Annotated in this window: 21 protein-coding genes; 14 read left to right on the top strand and 7 right to left on the bottom strand. The window is 57.7% G+C overall.

Annotation, left to right across the window (positions count from 1 at the left end):
- Positions 1 to 7 precede the first annotated feature (7 nt).
- The gene (gene acrD, locus C5687_RS02340) at positions 8 to 3,121 is read right to left on the bottom strand and encodes a multidrug efflux RND transporter permease AcrD (RefSeq protein ID WP_104556338.1); all 3,114 of its coding nucleotides are present in this window, start codon (positions 3,119 to 3,121) and stop codon (positions 8 to 10) included.
- Positions 3,122 to 3,263: 142 nt separating this feature from the next.
- Positions 3,264 to 4,958: a nitrate/nitrite two-component system sensor histidine kinase NarQ gene (gene narQ / locus C5687_RS02335; protein WP_104556337.1), complete on the bottom strand. Its 1,695-nt coding sequence runs from the start codon at positions 4,956 to 4,958 to the stop codon at positions 3,264 to 3,266.
- Between the two features lie 152 nt (positions 4,959 to 5,110).
- Between narQ and aegA the strand changes: the two genes are divergently transcribed.
- The 3 genes from aegA (at position 5,111) to C5687_RS02315 (ending at position 8,896) form a co-directional block, all read left to right on the top strand.
- Positions 5,111 to 7,087 carry a formate-dependent uric acid utilization protein AegA gene (gene aegA / locus C5687_RS02325; RefSeq protein WP_104556336.1) on the top strand — a complete coding sequence of 659 codons (1,977 nt, stop codon included), beginning with the start codon at positions 5,111 to 5,113 and terminating at the stop codon, positions 7,085 to 7,087.
- 66 nt (positions 7,088 to 7,153) lie between these two features.
- On the top strand, positions 7,154 to 7,747 hold the full coding sequence (gene nudK / locus C5687_RS02320) for a GDP-mannose pyrophosphatase NudK (protein ID WP_047959191.1): 594 nt from the start codon (positions 7,154 to 7,156) through the stop codon (positions 7,745 to 7,747).
- 105 nt (positions 7,748 to 7,852) lie between these two features.
- Entirely contained in the window at positions 7,853 to 8,896 is a 1,044-nt protein-coding gene (locus tag C5687_RS02315) for a DUF1176 domain-containing protein (RefSeq protein ID WP_095441524.1), read from the top strand.
- A gap of 96 nt (positions 8,897 to 8,992) precedes the next feature.
- Here the strand turns inward: C5687_RS02315 and tkt are convergent, their stop codons facing one another.
- Together tkt and tal are read right to left on the bottom strand one after the other, a co-directional pair.
- A complete protein-coding gene (gene tkt / locus C5687_RS02310) occupies positions 8,993 to 10,981 on the bottom strand; it encodes a transketolase (protein WP_095449848.1) in 1,989 nt (662 codons plus the stop codon).
- A 19-nt stretch (positions 10,982 to 11,000) separates the two neighbouring features.
- The gene (tal, locus tag C5687_RS02305; RefSeq protein ID WP_025758795.1) at positions 11,001 to 11,951 is read right to left on the bottom strand and encodes a transaldolase; all 951 of its coding nucleotides are present in this window, start codon (positions 11,949 to 11,951) and stop codon (positions 11,001 to 11,003) included.
- Positions 11,952 to 12,197: 246 nt separating this feature from the next.
- Here tal and maeB point away from each other — a divergent pair, with 246 nt between their 5' ends.
- Positions 12,198 to 14,477, top strand: coding sequence for an NADP-dependent oxaloacetate-decarboxylating malate dehydrogenase (maeB, locus tag C5687_RS02300; protein WP_025758794.1), 2,280 nt, complete (start codon positions 12,198 to 12,200; stop codon positions 14,475 to 14,477).
- An 85-nt stretch (positions 14,478 to 14,562) separates the two neighbouring features.
- Here the strand turns inward: maeB and hemF are convergent, their stop codons facing one another.
- Both hemF and amiA read right to left on the bottom strand, forming a co-directional pair.
- Positions 14,563 to 15,462, bottom strand: coding sequence for an oxygen-dependent coproporphyrinogen oxidase (gene hemF, locus C5687_RS02295; RefSeq protein ID WP_104556335.1), 900 nt, complete (start codon positions 15,460 to 15,462; stop codon positions 14,563 to 14,565).
- The gene (amiA, locus tag C5687_RS02290; protein WP_045286561.1) at positions 15,462 to 16,337 is read right to left on the bottom strand and encodes an N-acetylmuramoyl-L-alanine amidase AmiA; all 876 of its coding nucleotides are present in this window, start codon (positions 16,335 to 16,337) and stop codon (positions 15,462 to 15,464) included. Before amiA ends, hemF begins: the two co-directional genes overlap by 1 nt.
- A gap of 212 nt (positions 16,338 to 16,549) precedes the next feature.
- Between amiA and C5687_RS02285 the strand changes: the two genes are divergently transcribed.
- From C5687_RS02285 to pdxK, 10 genes are all read left to right on the top strand, one after another.
- Positions 16,550 to 16,975: a GNAT family acetyltransferase gene (locus C5687_RS02285; RefSeq protein ID WP_023308738.1), complete on the top strand. Its 426-nt coding sequence runs from the start codon at positions 16,550 to 16,552 to the stop codon at positions 16,973 to 16,975.
- Positions 16,962 to 17,411 (top strand): DUF2919 domain-containing protein, encoded by a 450-nt coding sequence (locus tag C5687_RS02280; protein ID WP_104556334.1) that lies wholly within the window; start codon positions 16,962 to 16,964, stop codon positions 17,409 to 17,411. Before C5687_RS02285 ends, C5687_RS02280 begins: the two co-directional genes overlap by 14 nt.
- Before the next feature lie 63 nt (positions 17,412 to 17,474).
- Complete coding sequence (locus C5687_RS02275) at positions 17,475 to 18,050, top strand: RpoE-regulated lipoprotein (RefSeq protein WP_047959186.1); 576 nt, start codon at positions 17,475 to 17,477, stop codon at positions 18,048 to 18,050.
- A 92-nt stretch (positions 18,051 to 18,142) separates the two neighbouring features.
- On the top strand, positions 18,143 to 19,042 hold the full coding sequence (locus tag C5687_RS02270) for a Dyp-type peroxidase (protein WP_104556333.1): 900 nt from the start codon (positions 18,143 to 18,145) through the stop codon (positions 19,040 to 19,042).
- A gap of 176 nt (positions 19,043 to 19,218) precedes the next feature.
- Positions 19,219 to 20,232 carry a sulfate ABC transporter substrate-binding protein gene (locus C5687_RS02265; protein ID WP_104556332.1) on the top strand — a complete coding sequence of 338 codons (1,014 nt, stop codon included), beginning with the start codon at positions 19,219 to 19,221 and terminating at the stop codon, positions 20,230 to 20,232.
- Complete coding sequence (gene cysT / locus C5687_RS02260) at positions 20,232 to 21,065, top strand: sulfate/thiosulfate ABC transporter permease CysT (RefSeq protein ID WP_045286558.1); 834 nt, start codon at positions 20,232 to 20,234, stop codon at positions 21,063 to 21,065. The genes C5687_RS02265 and cysT overlap by 1 nt, the downstream gene beginning before the upstream one ends.
- Positions 21,065 to 21,940: a sulfate/thiosulfate ABC transporter permease CysW gene (gene cysW, locus C5687_RS02255; protein ID WP_025758780.1), complete on the top strand. Its 876-nt coding sequence runs from the start codon at positions 21,065 to 21,067 to the stop codon at positions 21,938 to 21,940. The genes cysT and cysW overlap by 1 nt, the downstream gene beginning before the upstream one ends.
- Positions 21,930 to 23,024 carry a sulfate/thiosulfate ABC transporter ATP-binding protein CysA gene (gene cysA / locus C5687_RS02250; RefSeq protein WP_023615695.1) on the top strand — a complete coding sequence of 365 codons (1,095 nt, stop codon included), beginning with the start codon at positions 21,930 to 21,932 and terminating at the stop codon, positions 23,022 to 23,024. The genes cysW and cysA overlap by 11 nt, the downstream gene beginning before the upstream one ends.
- Positions 23,025 to 23,142: 118 nt before the next feature.
- Entirely contained in the window at positions 23,143 to 24,054 is a 912-nt protein-coding gene (gene cysM, locus C5687_RS02245; RefSeq protein WP_025758777.1) for a cysteine synthase CysM, read from the top strand.
- A gap of 5 nt (positions 24,055 to 24,059) precedes the next feature.
- Positions 24,060 to 24,896, top strand: a complete 837-nt coding sequence (gene pdxK, locus C5687_RS02240) for a pyridoxine/pyridoxal/pyridoxamine kinase (RefSeq protein WP_104556331.1) — start codon at positions 24,060 to 24,062, stop codon at positions 24,894 to 24,896.
- 44 nt (positions 24,897 to 24,940) lie between these two features.
- On the opposite strand, the gene crr is transcribed toward pdxK, so the two are convergent.
- Entirely contained in the window at positions 24,941 to 25,450 is a 510-nt protein-coding gene (crr, locus tag C5687_RS02235; RefSeq protein ID WP_003861316.1) for a PTS glucose transporter subunit IIA, read from the bottom strand.
- Between the last annotated feature and the right edge of the window lie 21 nt (positions 25,451 to 25,471).

Here is a 25,471-nt window from a genome sequence, read left to right as displayed (position 1 = left end):
CAACCACTTACTCCGGACGTTCCTTTAGCGGGAAGCGGCGACGCACCAGCACAAAGAACAGCGGAACAAAATAGATGGCCAGGACGGTCGCCGAAATCATACCGCCCATGACCCCTGTGCCGACCGCATGCTGGCTGCTGGAGCCTGCGCCGGTGCTGGTTGCCATCGGCAGTACGCCAAAAACAAACGCCAGCGAGGTCATCAGGATCGGGCGCAGGCGCTGACGGCAGGCGTGCAGCGTGGCGGCCATCAGCTCTTGGCCTTTGGCATTCATCTCGTTGGCAAACTCAACGATCAGAATGGCGTTTTTCGCCGACAGCCCAATCACGGTGAGCAGCCCGACCTGGAAGTAGACATCGTTTTCCAGACCACGCATCCAGGTGGCGAGCAGGGCGCCAATGACACCAAGGGGCACCACCAGCATGACCGAGAACGGCACTGACCAGCTTTCATACAGTGCGGCAAGACAGAGGAAGACCACCAGCAGAGAGAGCGCGTAAAGTGCCGGTGCCTGCGCTCCGGAGAGGCGCTCCTGATAAGACATGGCCGTCCACTCCAGACCAAAACCGGCAGGCAGCTGTTGCACCAGTTTTTCCATGATGTCCATGGCCGTACCGGTACTCACGCCTGGCGCGGCTTCCCCGACGATTTCAACCGCGGAATAGCCGTTATAGCGCTCCAGACGCGGCGAACCGCTCTCCCAGTGTGAAGTCGCAAAGGCAGAGAACGGCACCATTCCCCCGGCACTGTTTCTGACAAACCAGCGGTTAATATCATCCGGCAGCATACGGAATGGCGCGGCGGACTGGACATACACTTTTTTCACGCGGCCGCGATCCATAAAGTCATTCACATAGCTCGAGCCCCACGCCGTTTGCAGGGTGTCGTTGATATCGTTAATCGACACGCCCAGCGCCTGCGCCTTGCGCTGATCGATATCCACCTGAAGCTGCGGGCTGTCATCCAGACCGTTATGGCGAACGCGGGTCAGGCCCGGATCGTTGCCTGCGAGCGCCAGCAGCGTATCGCGCGCCGCCATCAGCGCCGTATGGCCCGCACCGGCGTGATCCTGGAGCTCCATATCAAACCCGGCGGAACTGCCCAGCCCGCTGATGGCCGGTGGGCTGCTGGCAAAGACGCGGGCTTCTTTAATGTGCGCAAAGGCTTTTGTCGCACGCTCAATAATGGCAAACGATGTTCCCGTTTTGCTATCGCGCTCGTCCCAGTCCTTCAGACGAACAAACATGCGGGCGACGTTTTGCCCGTTCCCACCCGGGCCGGACCCGACGGTGGAGAAGACGGAAACAACATTATCTTTCTCTTTGGTGAAGAAGTACTGCTCCACCTTCTGAACCACTTTCAGCGTCTGCTGCTGCGTTGCGCCGCTCGGGAGCTGCACCGAGGTGGTGAACATTCCCCGGTCTTCCATCGGCAGGAATGAGGTGGGCAGGTGCAGGAACAGCCAGACCATCCCGCCCAGCAGCACAACGTAAATCATCATCCAGCGCAGGCTGCGGTGCAGCACGCGACCGACGGCAGATTCATACCGGGCGGCATTGCGGTTGAACATCCGGTTAAACCAACCGAAGAACCCTCTCTGACCGTGATGCTCCCCTTTATGCAGTGGTTTGAGGATGGTGGCGCACAGCGCAGGGGTGAGGATCAGCGCCACCAGCACGGAGAGCACCATTGCCGAGACGATGGTAATGGAGAACTGACGGTAAATCGCTCCGGTGGTGCCACCAAAGAAGGCCATCGGGATAAAGACCGCCGAGAGCACCATCGCAATACCGACTAGCGCCCCCTGAATTTGACCCATCGATTTGCGCGTCGCCTGGCGCGGAGAGAGTCCTTCTTCGCTCATGATGCGCTCGACGTTTTCAACCACCACGATGGCATCGTCCACCAGCAGGCCAATCGCCAGCACCATCGCAAACATCGTCAGGGTGTTAATGCTATAGCCGAACGCGTAAAGCACCGAAAAGGTCCCGAGCAGCACCACAGGAACGGCAATGGTTGGGATCAGCGTCGCGCGGAAGTTTTGCAGGAACAGGTACATGACCAGGAACACCAGCGCGATGGCTTCCAGCAGGGTTTTCACCACGTCCTCAATCGACGCTTTAACGAAGGAGGTGGTTTCATAGGCGACTTTGTACTCCAGCCCGTGCGGGAAATACTGCGACAGCTCATCCAGACGGTCTAACACCAGTTTCGCCGTGGCCATTTCGTTCGCGCCGGAGGCCAGCTTAATCCCCAGACCGGAGGCCTGGTTGCCATTAAAGCGGCTCAGGTAGTCGTACTTTTCTGCGCCCATTTCCACCGTGGCGACATCGCCCAGACGCACTTCCGACCCATCCTGATTCACCCGCAGAGTGATGTTGCGGAACTGCTCCGGCGTCTGCAGCAGGGATTGCGAATTAATGGTGGCGTTCAGGGCCTGCTTATCAACGGACGGGGTTCCCCCGAGCTGCCCTACGGCAATCTGGGCGTTCTGGGCTTTGATGGCATCCGTCACGTCGGTTGCCGTCATCTGGTAGCTGTTGAGCTTGTTGGGATCGAGCCAGATGCGCATTGAATATTGTGAACCGTAAGCGTCGATATCCCCGACGCCGTTAATACGGCTGAGCGGATCCTGAATATTACTGGCGACGTAGTCCGCGATATCCTGTTTATCCATCGAGCCATCTGTCGACACAAACGCGATGGTCAAAATATTGGTGTCGCCGGTTTTACGCACGGTCACGCCCTGGTTCTGTACCGCCTGGGGCAGTTTGCGCATGGCCGACTGCAGCTGGTTTTGTACCTGCTGCACCGCTTCATCCGGGTCAGTGCCAGCCTTGAAGCTCAGGGTCACCGTTGCCTGACCGGTGGCGCTACTTTGCGAGGACATGTACATCAGGTTATCCAGACCCGTCATGTTCTGCTCGATAACCTGCGTCACGGTATTTTCCAGCGTTTGTGCGGACGCGCCGGGATAGTTTGCGGTGACACGCACGTTAGGCGGGGCCAGATCGGGATATTGCTCAACGGGAAGTGACGTAATTGCCAGGACTCCTGTCAGACACAACAGAATGGCAATTACCCAGGCAAAAATGGGGCGATCGATAAAAAAATTCGCCATGAAAAAGTGACCTCGTTTTGCTGCTCGTCATTATTGTTTATTGCCCGCATAACTTTAGCGGTAAGGCTCAGGTCAAACGTGGAGAAAAAAAGGAGATAGTGTAAATTATCATGCGCTTTTCCCTGCGCTTCCTCCTTTACCGTTATTTACCCGCCGGTGCCTGCGGCACGGGGAACGTGACGCTGACCAGCGTGCCCCCGTTTTGTGGCTGCGAAAAGTGCAGTGCTCCCCCAAGCCGTTGCGCGCGTTCACGCATAATGTTCAGACCGTAGTGTCCCGGCGGCTCGCTGGCTTCGCCAATCCCGATGCCATTGTCACGAATGCTGACGCGGTGCGTACCGTCCACAGCCGTCACGCAGCTCACGGTGATCTCGCTGGCCTGCGCGTGCTTAATGGCGTTCAACACCGCCTCACGCACGATCTGTAACAGATGAACCTGCTTTTGCGCGTCGAGCGCCAGCGAGGAGAGGCGACAGTCGAGGTGCAGCTTCGCCTGCGTCTGGCTCTGCAGCGCGTCAAGAGACTCCTGCAACGCCGCGGGTAAATTCGCGTGGTTCAGCGTCAGGCGGAAGGTGGTGAGCAACTCGCGCAACTGCTGCCAGGCGTTGTTCAGCTCGCGGGAGAAATCGGTAATGATGGTCTGCGCCGGGGTGTTCTCCTCCGGCACGGCGCGTTTCAGCAGCGTAAGCTGAATGCGCAGATACGACAACACCTGCGCCAGCGAGTCATGCAGTTCGCGGGCAATGGTGGCGCGCTCTTCCATCAGCAGCAGCTGCTGGTAATGCTTCTGCGCCTGGTTAAAGTACAGTCCACGCCCGAGCATGGTCGCCACGCTTCTCATCAGAGGGAGAGGGACGCTGTCCGTCTCGCTTTGCCAGCGAAGCTCGCCGTAGAGCGTGTCCTGCATCACTACCGGCAGGTTTTGCAGTGGGATGTCGCGTGACGCCGTCCCTTCACACAGCCGCCAGTCGTCGCTGGTGCGCAGTTCCAGATAGTTCATCTGCGTATAGTCATGGACAATCTGCAGGATATGCCGGAAACAGTGGCTGTCTATCTGGCCGGTATTCAGCGCCTGAGAGCACTTGAACAGCATGTCGAGCTGCTGGTGGGCGTCATGCAAATGCCGTGTCTTTTCCGCCACCGAGGCTTCAAGCGAGCGGTAGAGCGTCGCTAACTCGCCGGACATGTGGTTGAAGGCGCGCGAAAGCTGGCCCAGTTCGTTCGGCAGGGCGGTATCCGGCGCAGGGGTGGCAAATTCACCGCGCTCAATCCGTTCGCTGGCGGCCACCAGATTGTTAAGCGGTAACACCACCTGACGACGAATGCGGCGCAGGGTAAACAGCGTCAGCAACAGGATCCCCAGCGCGCCGGCCAGGGAGAGCAGGGTCACCGTCTGAATTTTATGCTCGGTGTAGTGCTGCAGGGCGAGCACAAAGGCATCAATGCGGCCGACAAAATCCTCAATGTGGGTCTGATACCAGGCGCTGTCGCCGCGGTCGATACGTTTATCCATCTCCAGCCAGGCCACCTGCAGCTGCTGATAGCGGGCGTTAACATTGTCCGGGACGTACCAGCGGTCCAGCTTCTGCAGTGCCGGCGCGCGCAACGTCTGTTGCCAGTGCTCGCGGTGCGCGGCAAGGGAAGGGCTGTTGCGCTGCATCTCATAGCCCAGTCGATAGCTCTGCATGCGCAGCGAACCCGCAATATTAATCGCCTCGGCATCACGCTGGCTGCTGGCCAGCGTCAGCAGTGCGACGGTACTGGTCAGCACGGATAAGACAATGATCGAAAAGAAAGCCCAGGCAAGGCTTGCGGAAACGGGTCGTTTAACGGTCACAGAACGGCTCTCTGAATAAAATTGATCTGCCACAGGTTCACTGGAAATAATTGGGTCTTCCGGGCATTTGCACATTGCCCGAACGCGCCGTGATGCGTAAATACCATACTCTTATAAAGAATAAGGATATTGAAGCAAAAACAGGTGTGGTTATGAATCGTTTTATTATGGCTAACAGCCAGCAATGCATTGGGTGTCGCGCCTGCGAAGTGGCCTGCGTCATGGCGCACAACGGTGAGCAACACGTTCTGAGCGAGCGCCATTTTCATCCCCGTATTACGGTCCTGAGGTCCGGCGGGAAGCGAAGCCCCGTCACATGTCATCATTGTGAAAATGCGCCCTGCGCGCAGAGCTGTCCGAACGGCGCCATCAGCAAACGCGATGACAGCGTACAGGTGAATCAACAAAAATGCATCGGCTGTAAGGCCTGCGCGGTGGCTTGCCCGTTTGGCACGATGGAGATCATCGTCACCCCGCTCGACCACGGCGGCGTGAAGGCCTCGGCGAATAAATGCGATCTCTGCCTGACGCGTCCACAGGGCCCGGCCTGTATCGAAAACTGCCCGGCTGATGTCCTCTCCCTTGCGACGCCTGCCGTGCTGGACACGCTGGTCAAATCGCGCCGCCAGCGTGCGGCCTGCCTGGCGGTCCAGCCCTGGCATAGAGAGGTCGTCAGAGACGAGCTCCCGCGCAGTAAGCTGCAGCAGATGCAGATGTCCCTGCCACGCGGTGAGCCAGACAAACTGCCCGCTGCGGAACGCGTGTGCCATTTTCACGAAATTTACCTGCCGTTTCGGGCCGAACAGGCCGCCCGCGAGGCGTCGCGCTGCCTGAAGTGCGGAGAGCACAGCATTTGCGAATGGACCTGCCCGCTGCACAACCACATCCCGCAGTGGATTGAGTGTCTGAATGCGGGGGATATTGCCGGCGCGGTCGAACTTTCTCATCAGACCAACTGCTTGCCTGAAATAACCGGCCGCGTCTGCCCGCAGGACCGGTTATGCGAAGGGGCCTGCACGCTTCGTGACGAGGCGGGGGCCGTTACCATCGGCAACATCGAGCGCTATATCGCCGACAGGGCGCTGGCGATGGGCTGGCGGCCGGATATGTCCGCCGTCACGCCGACGGGTAAACGTGTCGCGATCGTCGGTGCCGGTCCCGCCGGGCTGGCATGCGCCGACGTGCTGGCGCGCAGCGGGGTGAGCGTGACGGTCTATGACCGGCATCCGGAAATCGGCGGTTTACTCACCTTTGGCATTCCGGCATTCAAGCTGGACAAATCGCTGCTTGCGCGGCGCAGGGAGATATTTACCGCGATGGGGATCCGCTTTGCGCTGAACTGCGAGGTGGGCAAGGACGTGTCGATGTCACAGTTAAAGGACGAGTACGACGCCCTGTTCATTGGCGTGGGCACCTATCGCTCGATGAAGGCCGGTATCCCGCACGAAGATGCGCCAGGGGTCTATGACGCGTTGCCTTTCCTGGTGGGCAACACGCGGCATGTGATGGGGCTGGACGCAACGGCCAGCGAACCGTTCATCGATACCCGTGGGCTGAACGTGGTGGTGCTCGGTGGGGGCGATACCGCCATGGACTGCGTACGTACCGCGCTACGCCATGGCGCCGCGAAGGTGACCTGCGCCTATCGCCGGGATGAGGCCAACATGCCGGGGTCGAAGAAAGAGGTGAAGAATGCCAGAGAAGAGGGGGCGGCATTTGAATTTAACGTCCAGCCGGTTGAGCTGACGCAGGCTCCTGACGGGAAGGTCAACGGCATCCGGATGCTGCGTACCCGGCTCGGTGAGCCGGATGCGCAGGGGCGGCGTCGGCCCGTTCCGGTGCCCGGCAGCGAGTTTGTAATGGAGGCTGATGCGGTGATCATGGCGTTTGGTTTTAACCCGCACGCGATGCCGTGGCTGCAGGCGCAGGGTGTTGAAACGGATGAGTGGGGACGCATCGTGGCCTCGGTCGAAAGTCGCTACCGTTACCAGACGAGCAACCCACATATTTTCGCCGGCGGTGATGCGGTTCGCGGCGCGGATCTGGTGGTGACCGCGATGGCGGAAGGGCGTCATGCGGCGCAAGGGATACTCGACTGGCTTGGGGTTAGCGGCCCGAAACATCATTAAAGCGGCGGGCGACAAAGCGGGATTCACGGCGTAGTATAGGACCACTCATTATGTCGTGGAGCCCGTATGACCCTGAAAATTGACGTTATCAAAGACAAAATTCTCTCTGAAAACTACTTTGTCCTGCGTAACATCACCTACGATCTTACGCGCAATAACGGTGAAGTGATCCGCCATAAGCGCGAGGTTTACGACCGGGGTAACGGAGCCACCATTCTGCTCTATAACCGCGAAAAGCAGAGCGTGGTCCTGATCCGTCAGTTCAGAGTGGCGACGTGGGTCAACGGTAACCCTGACGGACGTCTGATTGAAACCTGCGCGGGCCTGCTTGATGACGATGAGCCGGAAGTCTGCATCCGCAAAGAGGCCGTAGAAGAAACGGGCTTTGAAGTGGGCGAGGTCAAAAAAGTCTTTGAGCTGTATATGTCCCCTGGCGGCGTCACGGAACTTATCCATTTCTTCATTGCGGAATACAGCGACGCCCAGCGTACGCACAGAGGCGGTGGCGTGGAGGATGAAGATATCGAGGTGCTGGAGTTGCCTTTCTCCCGGGCGCTGGAAATGATGCGTTCAGGCGAAATCAGGGATGGTAAAGCAGTGATATTGCTGCAGTATTTGCAGAGTACCGGCTTAATGAATGCCACTTTCGAACGGATGTAGAGTGTTTTTCGGATAAATCTATCCGATAAATCCGATTGAGACGACCCGGCCGGAACACGAAGATACTGCCCAGTTACGCGTTTTCGTTCCGGGATTGTGTCATTCATGCGCTATAGCGTCTTTTTATTTTCCCTGTTTTGTCTGCTCCTCGCGCCGCAGGTGAGGGCTGCGCCTGCTCAGCAAGCTTTCTCTGACTGGCAGGTGACCTGCAATAACCAGAACTTTTGCCTGGCCCGCAACACCGGCGAACACCGGGGGCTGGTCATGACACTCACCCGTAGCGCCGGCGCGAAAACGGATGCCACGCTGCGTATCGATCTCGGCGGGCTGGATACGCCCTCCGTCAAAGAGCCGGAGATTGCCTCCCGGCTGCTGCTGGACAATGTGCCTCTGAAGCTGGACAAGCAGCGCTGGCAGCTCACGCCATGGCACCTGAAAACGGACGATGCGGCCACCATCACCGCCTTTCTGAAAAATATTCAGGAAGGGAAGACCCTGACCCTGCGCGGCGGTAAGCAGGTGATTTCCCTGAGCGGTCTGAAAGCCGCGCTGCTGTTTATTGATGCCCAGCAAAAGCGTGTCGGCAGTGAAACCGCGTGGATTAAGAAAGGTGACGATCCGCCGTTAAGCGTGCCGCCCGCGCCCGCCCTGAAAAAGGTGGCGACCGTTAATCCTACTCCAACACCGCTTTCCCACGCCGAACTGAATGACCTGCTGGATTATGGCACCGGGCGGATGAACAGCAGCCAGTGCTCGCTCGATCCTAACCGCCGCGAAGTGCGCGTCACCGCGTTAACCGATGAAAAAGCGCTGTTGATCGTCAGCTGCGAGGCGGGGGCCTATAACACCGTCGATCTGGCATGGCTGGTGTCACGTAAAAAACCGTTCTCTGCCCGCAGCGTCAGGCTACGTCTGCCGTTTACGCCGTCGAGTGGCAGCAGTGAAATGGAGTTAATGAACGCCAGCTTCGATGAGAAGACACGCGAGCTGACCACGCTGGCGCTGGGGCGCGGTTTGGGGGATTGTGGCATCCAGACGCGCTGGCGTTTTGACGGCCAGCGTTTCCGCCTGGTGCGTTATGCCGAGGAGCCCAGCTGCGATAACTGGAATGGGCCAGATGCCTGGCCCACGTTGTGGATCACCCGCTAGCTTTGCCGGGTGGCGGCTTCGCCTTACCCAGCCTACTAAACATCCGAACTCTAGGCCGGGTAAGCGATAGCGCCACCCGGCAATAAACAGACCGCACTACAGCACGCTCAGCGCCTTCTCTACCACGTTCTCAACGGTGAAACCAAAATATGGGAACAGCTTGTCGGCAGGGGCGGACTCACCGTAGCCGCGCATGCCCACAATCGCCCCTTTAAGGCCGACATATTTGTACCAGTAGTCGGCAATACCGGCTTCCACCGCCACGCGCGCCGCGACGTTAGAGGGCAGCACCGACTCACGGTACGCCTCATCCTGGGCGTCAAAAATATCCGTTGAGGGCAGGGATACCACGCGCACCGCGTGGCCTTCGGCGGTCAGTTTTTCCGCCGCTTTCACCGTGATTTCGACTTCTGAACCGGTCGCAATCAGGATCACGTCCGGCTTGCCGCCGCTGTCTTTCAGGATGTAGCCGCCGCGGGCGATATTTTTCACCTGCTCCGGGGTGCGTTCAATCTGCGTCAGGTTCTGGCGTGACAGAATTAATGCCGTTGGGCCATTGTGGCGCTCTACTGCCAGTTTCCAGCCAACTGCTGCTTCGACCTGATCGCACGGACGCCAGGTGCTGAAGTTTGGCGTTAAGCGCAGGCTCGCCAGCTGTTCAACCGCCTGGTGCGTGGGGCCATCTTCCCCGAGACCAATGGAGTCATGGGTATAGACCATAATCTGTCGCGCCTTCATTAAGGCCGCCATGCGCGCTGCGTTACGGGCATACTCGACAAACATCAGGAAGGTGGCGGTGTAGGGCACGAAACCGCCGTGATGAGCGATACCGTTGGCAATGGCGGTCATCCCGAATTCGCGCACGCCGTAGTGGATGTAGTTCCCGGCAATGTCCTCTTTCAGCGATTTCGAGCCGGACCAGATGGTCAGGTTACTTGGGGCCAGATCCGCCGAGCCGCCAAGCAGTTCGGGCAGCAGCGGACCAATGGCATTCAGCGTGTTTTGCGAAGCCTTACGGGTGGCGATTTTCGCCGGGTTGGACTGCAGGTTTTCAATCAGCGCCTGGGTTTTATCGTCCCAGTCTTCCGGCAGGCCACCGCTCATGCGGCGAGAGAATTCGGCGGCCAGTTCCGGGTGTGCTTTTTTGTATGCTGCAAACTTCTCGTTCCAGGCCTGCTGGGCTTTTTCCCCCGCTTCACGGGCGTCCCACGCCCGGTAAATCTCTTTCGGGATCTCAAACGGCGGATGTTTCCAGCCCAGCTTTTGCCGGGTCAGCGCCACTTCCTCTTCGCCCAGCGCCGCGCCGTGCGCCTCTTCCTTGCCAGCCTTGTTCGGTGAACCAAAGCCGATAACCGTGCGGCAGATAATCAGCGACGGTTTGTCCTTCACGCTTTGCGCTTCCTGAATCGCTTTTTTCACCGCCTCAGGATCGTGGCCGTCGATCTCATGTACCACGTGCCAGTGGTAGGCTTCGAAGCGTTTTGCCGTGTCGTCGGTGAACCAGCCCTCGGTTTCCCCGTCGATGGAGATGCCGTTGTGATCGTAGAAGCCAATCAACTTACCCAGCCCCAGGGTGCCCGCCAGGGAACAGACTTCATGGGAAATCCCCTCCATCAGACATCCGTCGCCCATAAACACGTACGTGTAGTGATCGACAATGTCGTGCCCCGGCTGGTTAAACTGCGCCGCCAGCGTGCGCTCGGCAATCGCCAGCCCGACCGCATTGGCCAGCCCCTGACCGAGCGGCCCGGTGGTCGTTTCTACCCCGGGCGTATAGCCAATTTCCGGGTGACCCGGCGTTTTTGAGTGCAGCTGGCGGAAGTTTTTCAGCTCCTCGAGCGGCAGATCATAGCCGGAAAGATGCAGCAGGCTGTAGAGCAGCATCGAGGCGTGGCCGTTGGAGAGAATAAAACGGTCGCGGTCGTACCAGGTGGGGTCATTGGGGTTGTGTTTCAGAAAGTCGTTCCACAACACTTCGGCAATATCAGCCATGCCCATGGGCGCGCCGGGGTGGCCGGAATTGGCTTTTTGCACGGCATCCATGCTGAGGGCGCGAATGGCATTGGCTAGCTCTTTACGGGACATAGTTCACTCCGTGGCAAGGTTAAAGTTTGGCGGCGAGAAGATCTTCAAGTTTGCGCTGGTCAACGGCGAACAGGCGGATACCTTCCGCCAGTTTTTCCACGGCCATGGCGTCCTGATTGTGCTCCCAGCGGAATTCGGCTTCGGTCATGGCTTTCGGTTTTGGCAGCACGGTAGAGGTGGGGATCAGCTTGCGGATAACCGTCTCTTCTTTGTCCTGTAGCTCTTTCAGCAGGTTAGGGGAGATGGTCAGACGGTCGCAGCCGGCCAGGGCGAGGATCTGCTCGGTACGGCGGAAGCTGGCCCCCATCACGATGGTTTCATAGCGGTGCTGCTTGTAATAGTCGTAGATATTACGGACCGATTTCACGCCCGGATCCTCATCCACCACGTACGGATCCATCGGCTGTTTCGCCTGGTACCAGTCGTAGATGCGGCCGACAAACGGTGAGACCAGGAACACGCCGGCTTCGGCACAGGCGCGTGCCTGAGCAAAGGAGAACAGCAGCGTCAGGTTGCAGTGGATCCCCTCTTTTTCCAGCACCTCTGCCGCGCGGATGCCTTCCCAGGTCGACGCCAGTTTGATCAGAATGCGTGATTTATCGATCCCCTGTTCCTGGTAGAGTTCGACCAGGCGGCGGGCCTTATTGATGCTCTTTTCTTTATCGAACGAGAGGCGGGCGTCCACTTCGGTGGAGACGCGTCCCGGGATGCTTTTCAGAATTTCCGCACCGAAATTAACCGCCAGCTTGTCGCTGGCTTCGGCGACCTGCTGCTCCTGCGTTTTCCCGCGCTGTTTACCGTAGGCAATGGCGTCATCAATCAGATGACTAAAATGGGCAAGCCCGGCAGCCTTGAGCAGAAGCGAAGGGTTGGTGGTCGCATCTTCCGGCTGATAGTGGCGAATCGACTCGATATCGCCGCTGTCTGCAACCACGGTAGTGAATTGTTTGATGCCGTCTAGCTGGTTCATAAATGATTACTCCTTGGAAATAAAAGAGTTAGATGAGTGCGTTAGTTCACACTTCTGAGAAAATCATGATGGACTTAACAAAAAAGCATAGCAGACGGGGGAGGCATTGCTTTTGAGACGGGTAACATGGCTGTTATAAATTGATAACAATTTTTAATGTGTGATGGTGAGAGTTTGGCAGCCTTCAAAGTTTATGTGCTGTCCTGAGGCGATACTATCTGACCGATACGTAAAAGGAATAACAAGATGGACGATCAGTTAAAACAGAGTGCCCTCGATTTTCACGAGTTCCCTGTCCCGGGCAAAATCCAGGTCTCCCCAACCAAGCCGCTGGCAACCCAGCGCGATCTGGCGCTGGCCTATTCGCCAGGCGTTGCGGCACCGTGTCTGGAAATCGAAAAAGACCCGCTGGCGGCCTACAAATACACCGCGCGCGGCAACCTCGTGGCCGTTATCTCTAACGGTACGGCGGTACTCGGTCTCGGTAACATCGGTGCCCTGGCGGGTAAACCGGTGATGGAAGGGAAAGGCGTGCTGTTCAAGAAATTCGCCGGTATCGACGTGTTTGATATCGAGGTGGACGAGCTCGATCCTGACAAATTCATTAACGTGGTGGCCGCGCTGGAGCCGACCTTCGGCGGGATTAACCTGGAAGACATCAAAGCGCCGGAATGTTTCTATATCGAGCAGAAGCTGCGCGAGCGTATGAATATTCCCGTGTTCCATGATGACCAGCACGGCACCGCGATTATCAGCACCGCCGCGATTCTGAACGGCCTGCGCGTGGTGGAAAAAAATCTCTCTGACGTGCGCATGGTGGTTTCTGGCGCAGGTGCGGCGGCCATCGCCTGTATGAACCTGCTGGTGGCGCTGGGTATGCAGAAGCACAACATCGTGGTCTGTGATTCTAAAGGCGTTATCTATAAAGACCGCGAGCCCAACATGGCGGAAACCAAAGCGGCGTATGCGGTAGAAGACGACGGCAAGCGCACGCTCGAGGACGTCATTGATGGCGCGGATATCTTCCTTGGCTGTTCGGGCCCGAAAGTGCTGACCCAGGAGATGGTGAAGAAGATGGCGCGCGCGCCAATGATCCTGGCCCTGGCGAACCCGGAGCCGGAAATTCTGCCGCCGCTGGCGAAAGCGGTGCGTGAAGATGCCATTATCTGTACCGGCCGTTCCGACTACCCGAACCAGGTCAACAACGTGCTCTGCTTCCCGTTCATCTTCCGCGGTGCGCTGGACGTTGGCGCAACGGCGATCAACGAAGAGATGAAGCTTGCCGCCGTGCACGCCATTGCGGAACTGGCCCACGCCGAGCAGAGCGAAGTGGTGGCCTCCGCCTACGGCGATCAGGATCTGAGCTTTGGCCCGGACTACATCATTCCTAAACCGTTTGACCCGCGCCTGATTGTCAAAATTGCGCCAGCGGTGGCCAAAGCGGCGATGGATTCCGGCGTGGCGACGCGTCCGATACAGGATTTTGATGCTTACATCGATAAGCTCACCGAGTTTGTCTATAAAACTAACCTGTTCATGAAGCCGATCTTTTCGCAGGCGCGTGCCGACGCGAAGCGCGTGGTGCTGGCGGAAGGGGAAGAGGCGCGCGTGCTGCACGCTACCCAGGAGCTGATCACCTTAGGTCTGGCGAAGCCGATCCTGATTGGTCGTCCGAGCGTGATTGAGATGCGCATTCAGAAGCTGGGTCTGCAGATTAAGCCGGGCGTCGACTTCGAGATCGTCAACAACGAATCCGATCCGCGCTTTAAAGAGTACTGGAGCGAATACTACGCGATCATGAAGCGTCGCGGGATCACCCAGGAGCAGGCGCAGAAAGCCGTCATCAGCAACACGACGGTGATCGGCGCGATCATGGTCCATCGCGGTGAAGCGGACGCATTGATCTGCGGCACCATCGGCGATTACCACGAGCACTTTAGCGTGGTGCAGGAGATCTTCGGCTATCGCGACGGGGTCCATACCGCCGGGGCGATGAACGCGCTGCTGCTGCCGAGCGGCAACACCTTTATCGCTGACACCTACGTTAACGACGATCCGAGCCCGGACGAGCTGGCGGAGATCACCGTGATGGCCGCAGAGACCGTGCGCCGCTTTGGTATCGAGCCGAAGGTGGCGCTGCTGTCGCACTCTAACTTTGGTTCGTCTAAATCTGCGGCGGCCTGCAAAATGCGTGAGACGCTGGCGCTGGTGCGCGAGCGCGCGCCGGAGCTGATGATTGACGGGGAAATGCACGGTGATGCGGCACTGGTGGAAAGCATCCGCAACGAACGTATGCCGGACAGCCCGCTGAAAGGATCGGCGAATATCCTGATTATGCCGAACGTGGAAGCGGCGCGTATCAGCTACAACCTGCTGCGCGTCTCCAGTTCTGAAGGGGTGACCGTAGGCCCGGTGCTGATGGGCGTGGCGAAACCGGTGCACGTGTTAACGCCGATTGCCTCTGTGCGCCGTATCGTGAATATGGTGGCCCTGGCGGTGGTTGAGGCGCAGACCCAGCCGCTGTAATTTTTACCCTCACCCTAACCCTCTCCCAAAGGGAGAGGGGATTTATACTCCCTCTCCCTTTGGGAGAGGGCCGGGGTGAGGGGGGTTAAACCCAGTCTCGTACTTTCAGAAACTCACTCAAGGCAGCCTCCGGGCTGCCTTCTTTTGGCTCGTAGCAGTACTCCCAGCGCACCAGCGGCGGCATCGACATCAAAATCGATTCCGTGCGCCCGCCGGTCTGCAGGCCAAACAGCGTCCCGCGATCCCACACCAGATTAAACTCCACGTAGCGCCCGCGACGATAAAGCTGGAATTCGCGCTCGCGCACACCGTAGTTAGTGTCTTTACGGCGTTCGACGATGGGCAGATAAGCGTCGGTATACCCTTCGCCCACCGCGCGCATAAAGCGGAACGCGGTATCAAAATCAGGCGTGTTCAGATCGTCAAAGAACAGCCCGCCAATGCCGCGCTGCTCGTCGCGATGCTTCAGGTAGAAGTAGTCGTCGCACCATTTTTTAAACTTCGGGTAGATGTCTTCACCAAACGGCAGGCAGAGGTTTCGCGCGGTGGTGTGCCAGTGCACGGCATCTTCTTCAAACCCGTAGTAGGGCGTAAGGTCGAAACCGCCGCCAAACCACCAGACCGGATCGGCCCCCGGTTTTTCCGCAATGAAAAAGCGGACGTTGGCGTGGCTGGTCGGCACAAACGGGTTGTGTGGATGCACCACCAGCGAGACGCCCATCGCTTCAAAACTGCGGCCCGCAAGTTCAGGACGGTGCGCGGTCGCAGACGCGGGCATGGCGTCTCCGTGAACGTGGGAGAAATTCACGCCCGCCTGTTCAAAGATACCGCCATTGCGCAGCACCCGGCTGCGCCCGCCGCCGCCGGCTTCACGCTGCCAGTTATCTTCCTGGAATTCACCACCGTCCGCGGCGGCCAGTTTGCGGCAAATCTCATCCTGCAGCTGCAGCAGGAAGGTTTTAACCAGTTGAGCATTGGGTTTCATCAACGTTTCCTGGAGTGCGCTTTTTGGTTATCGAACCAGTTGAAGTAACTGATAATGCCGGAGGCGATGGCGTTGGCGATCTTCTGGCGAAACGCCGTGGTGCCGAGAAGACGCTCTTCATCCGGGTTGGTGATAAACGAGGTTTCCACCAGCACGGACGGAATAGACGGTGATTTCAACACCACAAATGCCGCCTGTTCGGTGCTTTTACTGTGCAGACGATGCACCGGCTTAATTTTCTTCAGGATGTGCGAGCCGAGCGTCAGGCTATTTTTGATGGTATCCGTCTGCACGAGGTCGAACAGCACCTGCTGTAACAGGTGATCTTTGTCGGTGGCTTTTTTCCCGGCGACTTCATCCGCCCGGTTTTCACGGTCGGAGAGGTATTTCGCCATGGCGCTACTGGCGCCACGGTTGGACAGCGCAAACACCGAGGCGCCCGCCGCTGAAGGGTTGGTAAAGCCGTCGGCGTGAATCGACATAAACAGATCCGCGCCGTGCTGGTGGGCGATCTCCACCCGGTCATACAGCGGAATAAAGGTGTCGCCAGAGCGCGTCAGACGGGCGTCAATACCGTTGCTGCGTAAAATTGCGCGTACATTTTTTGCAATCGCCAGCACGACGTGTTTTTCTTTCGAACCGTTTTTGCCGATGGCGCCGGTATCAATTCCACCGTGGCCCGGGTCAAGCATCACCAGACGCTTCGCACCGGGTTTTTTGGTTTTGGGTTTGCTGTGTCCGTTACTAGTTTTGAGCGTGCTCTCGTCTTTTGCCTGAGCCTGCTTTGCGATGCCCGTTAACGTTAAGGCCGCCAGCCCCGCTTTGAGAACCTGACGACGCGATGTGAGTGCTTTTAATGGTTTGAATGTGCTCATGCGGCCTGAATACTAAAAAATGGGGTCCTGGTGTTATATCGTATCGCGTTTAGCGTTACGACAGTCCTTATTGAGAATTGTTTTACTTTTCATTTCAATACGTGACAAAGTGACATTATGCCAAATTTTGGCGAGATTTTCCCCGGTTATTGGCTAAAGGCACGGTTCACGCCATAATCACTGTTTTTAAACCCGAAAAGGCGGTTAATACCATGGAGATACGCGTTTTTCGCCAGGAAGATTTCGAAGAGGTGATCACCCTTTGGGAGCGCTGCGATCTGCTGCGTCCGTGGAACGATCCGGAAATGGACATTGAGCGGAAGGTGAATCACGACGTCAGTCTGTTTCTGGTTGCGGAAGTCAACGGCGAAGTCGTAGGCACGGTAATGGGCGGTTATGACGGTCATCGCGGCTCGGCCTATTATCTGGGCGTTCATCCGGAATACCGGGGGCGCGGCATTGCCAACGCGCTGCTCAATCGTCTCGAGAAGAAGCTGATCGCCCGTGGCTGTCCGAAAATCCAGATCATGGTTCGGGAAGATAACGACGTGGTGCTGGGCATGTACGAGCGTCTGGGCTATGAACATTCTGACGTGCTGAGTTTAGGTAAGCGCCTGATCGAAGATGAAGAGTACTGAGATCCATCCGGCAGATTATGACGCGCAGGGGCGGGTCAGGTTGCCCTTTTTATTCTGGTGCGTTCTGCTGCTTCAGGCACGAACCTGGGTACTGTTTGTGATGGCTGCCGCGTCGCGCGGGCAGGGTGATACGCTGCTGAATCTCTTCTATCCCGATCACGATGCGTTCTGGCTCGGCTTACTGCCGGGCGTACCGGCGGTGATGGCTTTTTTGTGCAGCGGCCGACGCCAGGCGATCCCACGTTTGTGGCGGGCGCTGCGCTGGATGCTGATCCTCGCTCAGATTGCGCTGCTCTTCTGGCAGCCGGTACTCTGGTGGTACGGTGAGCCGCTTACGGGCATTGGCATTGCGCTGGTGGTGGCGGATATTGTGGCGCTGCTGTGGCTGCTGACCAATCCGCGTCTTCGCGCCTGTTTCGCCCATCAGGATGATTAATGCGGCACTTTTTGCAGAAGTCGCACTCCAACAAGCGTTGATTTAACACGTAAGGACGTTTCAATGAAATCGCTGCGTTTACTTTTATGCGCTCTCCCGCTGGCCCTGACAGGCTGTTCCACGCTCTCCTCCATTAACTGGTCCGCTGCGTATCCGTGGAACTGGTTTGGCTCATCAACGGAAGTGACCGAGCAGGGCGTGGGGAACATTACCGCCGCGACGGCGCTGGATCAGGATGCTATTCAGGACGCCCTGAGCAGTGATTATCGCCTGCGCAGCGGCATGAAAACCGAGAATGGTAACATTGTTCGCTATTACGAAGCGCTGAAGGGTGACACGCTGGCGCTGGTGATCAACGGTGACAAAGGCACGGTAAACCGCGTTACGGTGCTGGATGAAGCCATTCCGACTGCCAGCGGCGTGAAGATAGGAACGCCGTTTAGCGATCTCTATAAGCAGGCCTTTGGCAACTGCGCCAGCGCCCCTTCTGACGATGGTGTGGCGGTGGCCTGTAAGGCGCAAGGCAGCCAGCACATCAGCTATGTCTTTACCGGCACCTGGAGCGGTCCGGAAGGATTGATGCCGTCGGACGACACGCTGAAGAACTGGAAAGTGAGCAAAATTATCTGGCAGCAGTAATTTGCGCCGGAACAAACCGCCTCGCTGAAATCCGGGTATAATACCCGCCATCCATGCCACGCTGACGTGGCATCTTTATTTCAGGAGGAGCGATGTCTCAGGTTCAGAGTGGCATTTTGCCAGAACATTGCCGCGCGGCGATTTGGATTGAAGCCAATGTAAAAGGGGACGTGGATGCCCTGCGTGCGGCCAGTAAAGCGTTCATTGATAAGCTGGCGACCTTCCAGGCTACGTTCCCGGAAGCCCACCTCGGCGCCGTTGTCGCCTTTGGCAATAACGTCTGGCGTCAGCTGAGCGGTGGCGAAGGGGCGGAAGAGCTGAAAGACTTCATTCCCTACGGTAAAGGCCTTGCGCCCGCGACGCAGTACGACGTGCTGATCCACATCCTCTCTCTGCGTCACGACGTTAACTTCTCCGTTGCGCAGGCGGCGATAGCGGCCTTTGGCGACAGCATCGACGTGCAGGAAGAAGTGCACGGTTTCCGCTGGGTCGAAGAGCGCGATCTGAGCGGCTTTGTCGACGGAACCGAAAACCCGGCGGGTGAAGAGACGCGTCGTGAAGTGGCGGTGATCAAAGACGGCGTGGACGCGGGTGGCAGCTATGTGTTCGTGCAGCGCTGGGAGCACAACCTCAAACAGCTTAACCGCATGAGCGTGCATGACCAGGAGATGATGATTGGCCGTACCAAAGAAGCCAACGAAGAGATCGACGGCGATGAGCGTCCGGTCACCTCGCACCTGAGCCGCGTTGACCTTAAGGAAGACGGCAAAGGGCTGAAGATTGTCCGCCAGAGCCTGCCGTACGGCACAGCAAGCGGTACGCACGGCCTTTACTTCTGCGCCTACTGCGCGCGCCTGCACAACATTGAGCAGCAGCTGCTCAGCATGTTTGGCGATAACGACGGCAAGCGTGACGCCATGCTGCGCTTCACCAAACCGGTGACCGGTGGCTACTACTTCGCGCCGTCCGTGGAGCGTTTGCTGGCGCTGTAAACCCGCTCTCCATACGTAGGCCGGGTAAGCGTTAGCGCCGCCCGGCAATTTTCCCCGCACCCTTATTCCCTTTTCTGCTTGTAAATCACCAAACGGTATATAAAACCGTTACTCCTTTCGTCCTCGTTATAAATATTATGACTATAAGATAGTCATCACATTTATAAGGGTGCGCAATGGCCGTTACTGTACTGAAAAAAGGAACTCTGGCGCTGGCAGGTTTACTGCTGGTGGCACAGGCGCAGGCGACTGAGCTGCTGAACAGTTCATACGATGTCTCCCGCGAGCTGTTCGCCGCCCTTAATCCCCCGTTTGAGCAGCAGTGGGCAAAAGACAATAACGGCGATAAGCTGACCATCAAGCAGTCCCATGCCGGTTCGTCCAAGCAGGCGCTGGCGATCCTCCAGGGGCTGAAAGCGGACGTGGTGACCTACAACCAGGTCACTGATGTGCAGATCCTGCACGATAAAGGCAAGCTGATCCCGGCGGACTGGCAGAGCCGTCTGCCGAACAACAGCTCGCCGTTCTACTCCACCATGGGCTTCCTGGTGCGCAAGGGCAACCCGAAGAATATCCACGACTGGAGCGACCTGGTGCGTTCTGACGTGAAGCTGATTTTCCCAAACCCAAAAACCTCCGGTAACGCGCGTTACACCTATTTAGCGGCGTGGGGCGCGGCGGACAAGGCTGACGGTAACGACAAAGCGAAAACCGAGCAGTTCATGACCAAGTTCCTGAAAAACGTCGAAGTGTTTGATACCGGCGGACGCGGCGCAACTACAACCTTCGCAGAGCGCGGTCTGGGCGACGTGCTGATTAGCTTTGAATCGGAAGTGAACAACATCCGCAAGCAGTATGAGGCGCAGGGCTTCGAGGTGGTAATCCCAAAAACCAACATCCTGGCCGAGTTCCCGGTGGCGTGGGTGGATAAAAACGTACAGGCAAACGGCACCGAGAAAGCGGCAAAAGCCTATCTCAACTACCTGTACAGCCCGCAGGCGCAGACCATCATCACCGATTACTACTACCGCGTGAATAACCCGGACGTGATGAACAAACTGAAAGATAAATTCCCGCAGACCGCGCTGTTCCGCGTGGAAGACCATTTCGGCTCCTGGCCTGACGTAATGAAAACGCACTTTGCCAGCGGCGGTGAATTAGACAAATTGCTGGCGGCGGGGCGTAAGTAATGTTTGCAGTATCGACTAAACGCGTGCTGCCGGGTTTTACCTTAAGCCTTGGGACCAGCCTGCTGTTCGTCTGCCTGATCCTGTTGTTGCCGCTCAGCGCGCTGGTAATGCAGCTCGCGCAGATGAGCTGGGCGCAGTACTGGGAGGTCATCACCAACCCGCAGGTGGTGGCGGCCTATAAGGTGACGCTGCTGTCAGCGTTTGTCGCCTCCATTTTTAACGGCGTGTTTGGCCTGCTGATGGCGTGGATCTTAACCCGCTATCGCTTCCCGGGCCGTACGCTGCTTGACGCACTGATGGATCTGCCGTTTGCACTGCCAACGGCGGTTGCTGGCTTAACCCTCGCGTCGCTCTTCTCCGTTAACGGGTTGTACGGTGAGTGGCTGGCGAAGTTTGACATCAAGGTGACCTATACCTGGCTCGGTATCGCAGTAGCGATGGCCTTTACCAGTATTCCGTTTGTGGTGCGTACCGTGCAGCCGGTGCTGGAAGAGTTGGGGCCGGAATATGAAGAAGCGGCGGAAACGCTCGGCGCCACGCGCTGGCAGAGTTTCCGCAAGGTGGTTCTGCCGGAGCTCTCCCCGGCGCTGATGGCGGGTATTGCGCTGTCGTTTACCCGCAGCCTCGGTGAGTTCGGCGCAGTGATTTTTATCGCCGGGAACATTGCCTGGAAAACGGAAGTGACCTCGCTGATGATTTTCATCCGTCTGCAGGAGTTTGATTATCCGGCGGCGAGCGCGATCGCTTCGGTGATCCTGGCGGCCTCGCTGCTGCTGCTGTACTCGATTAACACTCTGCAAAGTCGCTTTGGTCGACGTGTGGTAGGTCACTGATGGCGGAAGTTACGCAATTGAAGCGATACGATGTGCCCCGTATTAACTGGGGGAAATGGTTTCTGATTGGGGCGGGCGTGCTGGTGTCCGCCCTCATTCTCGTCGTGCCGACGATTTATATCTTCGTTCAGGCGTTCAGCAAGGGGCTGATGCCTGCGCTGGAAAACCTGGCGAACCCGGATATGCTCCACGCCATCTGGCTGACCGTGCTGATTGCATTGATCACCGTGCCGGTGAACCTGGTGTTCGGTACTCTGCTGGCGTGGCTGGTGACGCGCTTTAACTTCCCGGGACGTCAGCTGCTGCTCACCCTGCTGGATATTCCTTTTGCCGTCTCGCCGGTGGTGGCGGGTCTGGTGTATCTGCTCTTTTACGGCTCCAACGGTCCGCTGGGCGGCTGGCTGGATGCGCATAACCTGCAGATCATGTTTGCCTGGCCAGGCATGGTGCTGGTCACCATCTTCGTCACCTGTCCATTTGTGGTGCGTGAGCTGGTACCGGTGATGTTAAGCCAGGGGAGCAACGAAGATGAAGCGGCGGTGCTGCTGGGCGCGTCAGGCTGGCAGATGTTCCGCCGCGTGACGCTGCCGAATATCCGCTGGGCGCTGCTTTACGGCGTGGTGTTGACCAACGCCCGCGCAATTGGCGAGTTCGGTGCCGTTTCCGTCGTCTCCGGCTCCATTCGCGGTGAAACCCTGTCGCTGCCGCTGCAGATTGAGTTGCTGCAGCAGGACTACAACACCATCGGCGCCTTTACTGCCGCAGCGTTGCTGACGCTGATGGCCATTTTGACCCTGTTTTTGAAGAGTGTGGTGCAGTGGCGTTTAGAAAATCAGGAAAAACGTCAGCATCAGGAGGGAAATCATGAGCATTGAGATTGCCAATATTAAGAAGTCTTTTGGTCGCACCCAGGTGCTGAATGATATCTCGCTGGATATCCCTTCCGGACAAATGGTGGCGCTGCTGGGGCCGTCTGGCTCGGGTAAAACCACGCTGCTGCGCATTATCGCCGGGCTTGAGCATCAGACCAGCGGGCATATCCGCTTCCACGGCACCGACGTGAGCCGTCTGCATGCCCGCGACCGTAAGGTGGGGTTTGTGTTCCAGCACTACGCGCTGTTCCGCCACATGACCGTGTTTGACAATATCGCCTTTGGCCTGACCGTGCTGCCGCGTCGTGAACGCCCGGATGCGGCAACCATTAAGGCGAAAGTGACCAAACTGCTTGAGATGGTACAGCTGGCTCACCTGGCGGACCGTTTCCCGGCGCAGCTGTCCGGCGGGCAGAAACAGCGCGTGGCGCTGGCGCGTGCGTTAGCTGTTGAACCGCAAATTCTGCTGCTGGATGAACCCTTCGGCGCGCTGGATGCGCAGGTGCGTAAAGAGCTGCGTCGCTGGCTGCGTCAGCTCCATGAAGAGCTGAAGTTTACCAGCGTGTTCGTGACCCACGATCAGGAAGAGGCGATGGAAGTCGCGGATCGCGTGGTGGTCATGAGCCAGGGCAACATTGAACAGGTTGACGAGCCAGAACAGCTGTGGCGTGAACCGGCGACCCGCTTCGTGCTGGAATTTATGGGCGAGGTCAACCGTCTGCAGGGCACCATTCGCGGCGGTCAATTCCATGTAGGGGCGCACCGCTGGCCGCTGGGCTATACCTCCGCGCACCAGGGCCCGGTTGATCTGTTCCTGCGCCCGTGGGAAGTGGACGTAAGCCGCCGAACCAGCCTGGATTCACCGCTGCCGGTACAGGTGCTGGAAGCGAGCCCTAAAGGACACTACACCCAACTGGTGGTACAACCGCTGGGCTGGTATACCGAGCCGCTGACCGTCGTGATGCGCGACGACGTTCCGCCGCACCGCGGAGAGCGGCTGTTTGTCGGTCTGCAGCATGCCCGTATTTATCACGGAAATGAGCGCATCGAGACGCGCGAGGATATTGCTCTGGCGGAGTCAGCCTGATAGGTTATTAGGATGTTTATCGCCCGGTGGCGCTGCGCTGACCGGGCCTACAGCTAAAACTGCGTCTTGTAGGCCGGGATCGCTGCGCGCCACCCGGCTTTTTTATTGAGTAAAAATCGTGAATACACTCGAACACACCATCGGCAACACCCCTCTGGTCAAGCTTCAGCGCATGGGGCCAGCTAACGGCAGCGAAATCTGGGTCAAACTCGAAGGCAATAACCCGGCCGGGTCGGTAAAAGATCGTGCGGCGCTGTCGATGATTGTCCAGGCCGAAAAGCGCGGTGAAATCAAACCCGGCGATGTGTTGATCGAAGCCACCAGCGGCAACACCGGTATCGCTCTGGCGATGATTGCGGCGCTGAAAGGCTACCGTATGAAGCTGCTGATGCCGGACAACATGAGCCAGGAGCGACGCGCCGCGATGCGTGCCTACGGGGCCGAACTGATTCTGGTGACCAAAGAGCAGGGAATGGAAGGCGCGCGCGATTTAGCATTAGCCATGGCTGAGCGCGGCGAGGGTAAACTGCTCGATCAGTTCAATAACCCGGACAACCCTTACGCCCACTACACCACCACCGGCCCGGAAATCTGGCAGCAGACCGACGGACGGATAACCCATTTTGTCTCCAGCATGGGCACCACTGGCACCATTACCGGCGTGTCGCGTTTTCTGCGCGAGCAGGCGAAAGCCGTTACCATCGTTGGGCTGCAGCCGGAAGAGGGGAGCAGCATTCCTGGCATTCGCCGCTGGCCTGCGGAATATATGCCGGGCATTTTTAATGCGCAGCTGGTGGATCAGGTGCTGGATATTCATCAGCGCGAGGCGGAGAATACCATGCGTGAACTGGCCGTGCGTGAAGGCATCTTTTGCGGGGTCAGTTCGGGTGGCGCGGTGGCAGGCGCGATTCGGGTAGCGCAGGAGAATCCCGGTGCCGTTGTGGTGGCAATTATTTGCGACCGCGGCGATCGCTATCTGTCGACCGGCGTTTTTGGTGAAGAGAGTTATTCGCAGGGGGCGGGGATTTAAGCGTCATGGAGATGATTCTATTCCGGGATAACACCCGGGCGCAGCAAACCGACATTGTCGCGGTGCAGTCGCAGGTGGTTTACGGCAGCGTCGGGAACAGTATCGCGGTACCGAATATTCGTACCCACAGGCTGAACGTCACCGCCGTACCGACGGTGCTGTTTAGTAACACACCGCACTATGACACCTTCTACGGCGGGGTGATCCCCGATGAGTGGTTCAGCGGCTATCTGAAGGCGCTGGAAGAGCGCGAGATCCTGCGCGAGTTTAAAGCGGTTACTACCGGCTATATGGGCAGCGCCAGCCAGATTGCCCTGCTGGCGCAGTGGCTGAAGGCGGTTAAAGCACAGCATCCAGACCTGCTGGTGCTGGTCGACCCGGTTATCGGCGATATCGACAGCGGGATGTACGTAAAGCCCGATATTCCCGAAGCGTATAGGGAGCACCTGCTGCCGCTGGCGCAGGGGATTACGCCAAACGTCTACGAACTGGAAGTCTTAAGCGGCAAACCGTGTCGTACACCGGAAAGCGCGATTTCAGCAGCGCAGGGATTGCTCTCCGACACACTGAAATGGGTGGCCATCACCAGCGCGCCGGTGGCTGACGATCCGCAAAACATCCACGTGGTGCTGGTCACGCGTGAGGGGATTACCGTCAGCGCGCATCCGCGCGTGGAAACCGATCTAAAAGGAACGGGCGATCTGTTCTGCTCGGAACTGGTGAGCGGCATTGTTGAGGGAAAAACCGTTGCCGATGCCATCCGTATGGCCGGCGATCGGGTGACTGACGTGATGCTGTATACGCAGTCGAAAGGGTATGACGAACTCATCCTCCCCGCATAAACAAAAATGGCGCCCGAAGGCGCCATTTTACTGTGCGGCAAGAATTACTTCTTGATGCGGATAACCGGGGTTTCACCCACGGTGACGCTGCCAGACAGTTTGATCAGTTCTTTGATTTCGTCCATGTTGGAAATAACAACCGGCGTCAGGGTAGACTTGGCTTTTTCTTCCAGCAGTGGCAGATCGAATTCAATGACCGGGTCGCCAACTTTAACACGCTGGCCTTCTTCCGCGATACGTTTGAAGCCTTCGCCTTTCAGTTCAACGGTGTCGATACCGAAGTGAACGAACAGTTCGATACCGCTATCAGATTCGATAGAGAACGCATGGTTGGTTTCAAAAATTTTACCGATGGTGCCGTCAACTGGAGCAACCATTTTGTTGCCAGTTGGTTTGATAGCAATGCCATCACCAACGATTTTCTCAGCAAACACTACATCCGGCACGTCTTCGATGTTGACGATCTCGCCGGAGAGCGGAGCAACAATCTCAATAGTTCCGGAGTCTTTCTTATCATCAGAAACCAGAGATTTCAGTTTATCGAACAAACCCATGATCTTCTCCTAAGCAGTAAT

Source organism: Enterobacter sichuanensis, assembly GCF_002939185.1.
GTDB lineage: Bacteria > Pseudomonadota > Gammaproteobacteria > Enterobacterales > Enterobacteriaceae > Enterobacter > Enterobacter sichuanensis.
Note: the sequence above shows the minus strand (reverse complement) of the source record. Positions and strands in the feature narration are given on the sequence as shown.

Excerpts from the sequence above, each read along its gene's own strand:
- C5687_RS02270 (WP_104556333.1), top strand. The coding sequence starts at position 18,143 with ATGTCTCAGGTTCAGAGTGGCATTTTGCCAGAACATTGCCGCGCGGCG.
- acrD (WP_104556338.1), bottom strand. The coding sequence starts at position 3,121 with ATGGCGAATTTTTTTATCGATCGCCCCATTTTTGCCTGGGTAATTGCC.
- C5687_RS02285 (WP_023308738.1), top strand. The coding sequence starts at position 16,550 with ATGGAGATACGCGTTTTTCGCCAGGAAGATTTCGAAGAGGTGATCACC.
- maeB (WP_025758794.1), top strand. The coding sequence starts at position 12,198 with ATGGACGATCAGTTAAAACAGAGTGCCCTCGATTTTCACGAGTTCCCT.
- amiA (WP_045286561.1), bottom strand. The coding sequence starts at position 16,337 with ATGAGCACATTCAAACCATTAAAAGCACTCACATCGCGTCGTCAGGTT.
- tkt (WP_095449848.1), bottom strand. The coding sequence starts at position 10,981 with ATGTCCCGTAAAGAGCTAGCCAATGCCATTCGCGCCCTCAGCATGGAT.
- C5687_RS02275 (WP_047959186.1), top strand. The coding sequence starts at position 17,475 with ATGAAATCGCTGCGTTTACTTTTATGCGCTCTCCCGCTGGCCCTGACA.
- cysA (WP_023615695.1), top strand. The coding sequence starts at position 21,930 with ATGAGCATTGAGATTGCCAATATTAAGAAGTCTTTTGGTCGCACCCAG.
- C5687_RS02265 (WP_104556332.1), top strand. The coding sequence starts at position 19,219 with ATGGCCGTTACTGTACTGAAAAAAGGAACTCTGGCGCTGGCAGGTTTA.
- pdxK (WP_104556331.1), top strand. The coding sequence starts at position 24,060 with ATGGAGATGATTCTATTCCGGGATAACACCCGGGCGCAGCAAACCGAC.
- aegA (WP_104556336.1), top strand. The coding sequence starts at position 5,111 with ATGAATCGTTTTATTATGGCTAACAGCCAGCAATGCATTGGGTGTCGC.
- C5687_RS02280 (WP_104556334.1), top strand. The coding sequence starts at position 16,962 with ATGAAGAGTACTGAGATCCATCCGGCAGATTATGACGCGCAGGGGCGG.
- nudK (WP_047959191.1), top strand. The coding sequence starts at position 7,154 with ATGACCCTGAAAATTGACGTTATCAAAGACAAAATTCTCTCTGAAAAC.
- C5687_RS02315 (WP_095441524.1), top strand. The coding sequence starts at position 7,853 with ATGCGCTATAGCGTCTTTTTATTTTCCCTGTTTTGTCTGCTCCTCGCG.
- cysT (WP_045286558.1), top strand. The coding sequence starts at position 20,232 with ATGTTTGCAGTATCGACTAAACGCGTGCTGCCGGGTTTTACCTTAAGC.
- tal (WP_025758795.1), bottom strand. The coding sequence starts at position 11,951 with ATGAACCAGCTAGACGGCATCAAACAATTCACTACCGTGGTTGCAGAC.
- cysW (WP_025758780.1), top strand. The coding sequence starts at position 21,065 with ATGGCGGAAGTTACGCAATTGAAGCGATACGATGTGCCCCGTATTAAC.
- crr (WP_003861316.1), bottom strand. The coding sequence starts at position 25,450 with ATGGGTTTGTTCGATAAACTGAAATCTCTGGTTTCTGATGATAAGAAA.
- hemF (WP_104556335.1), bottom strand. The coding sequence starts at position 15,462 with ATGAAACCCAATGCTCAACTGGTTAAAACCTTCCTGCTGCAGCTGCAG.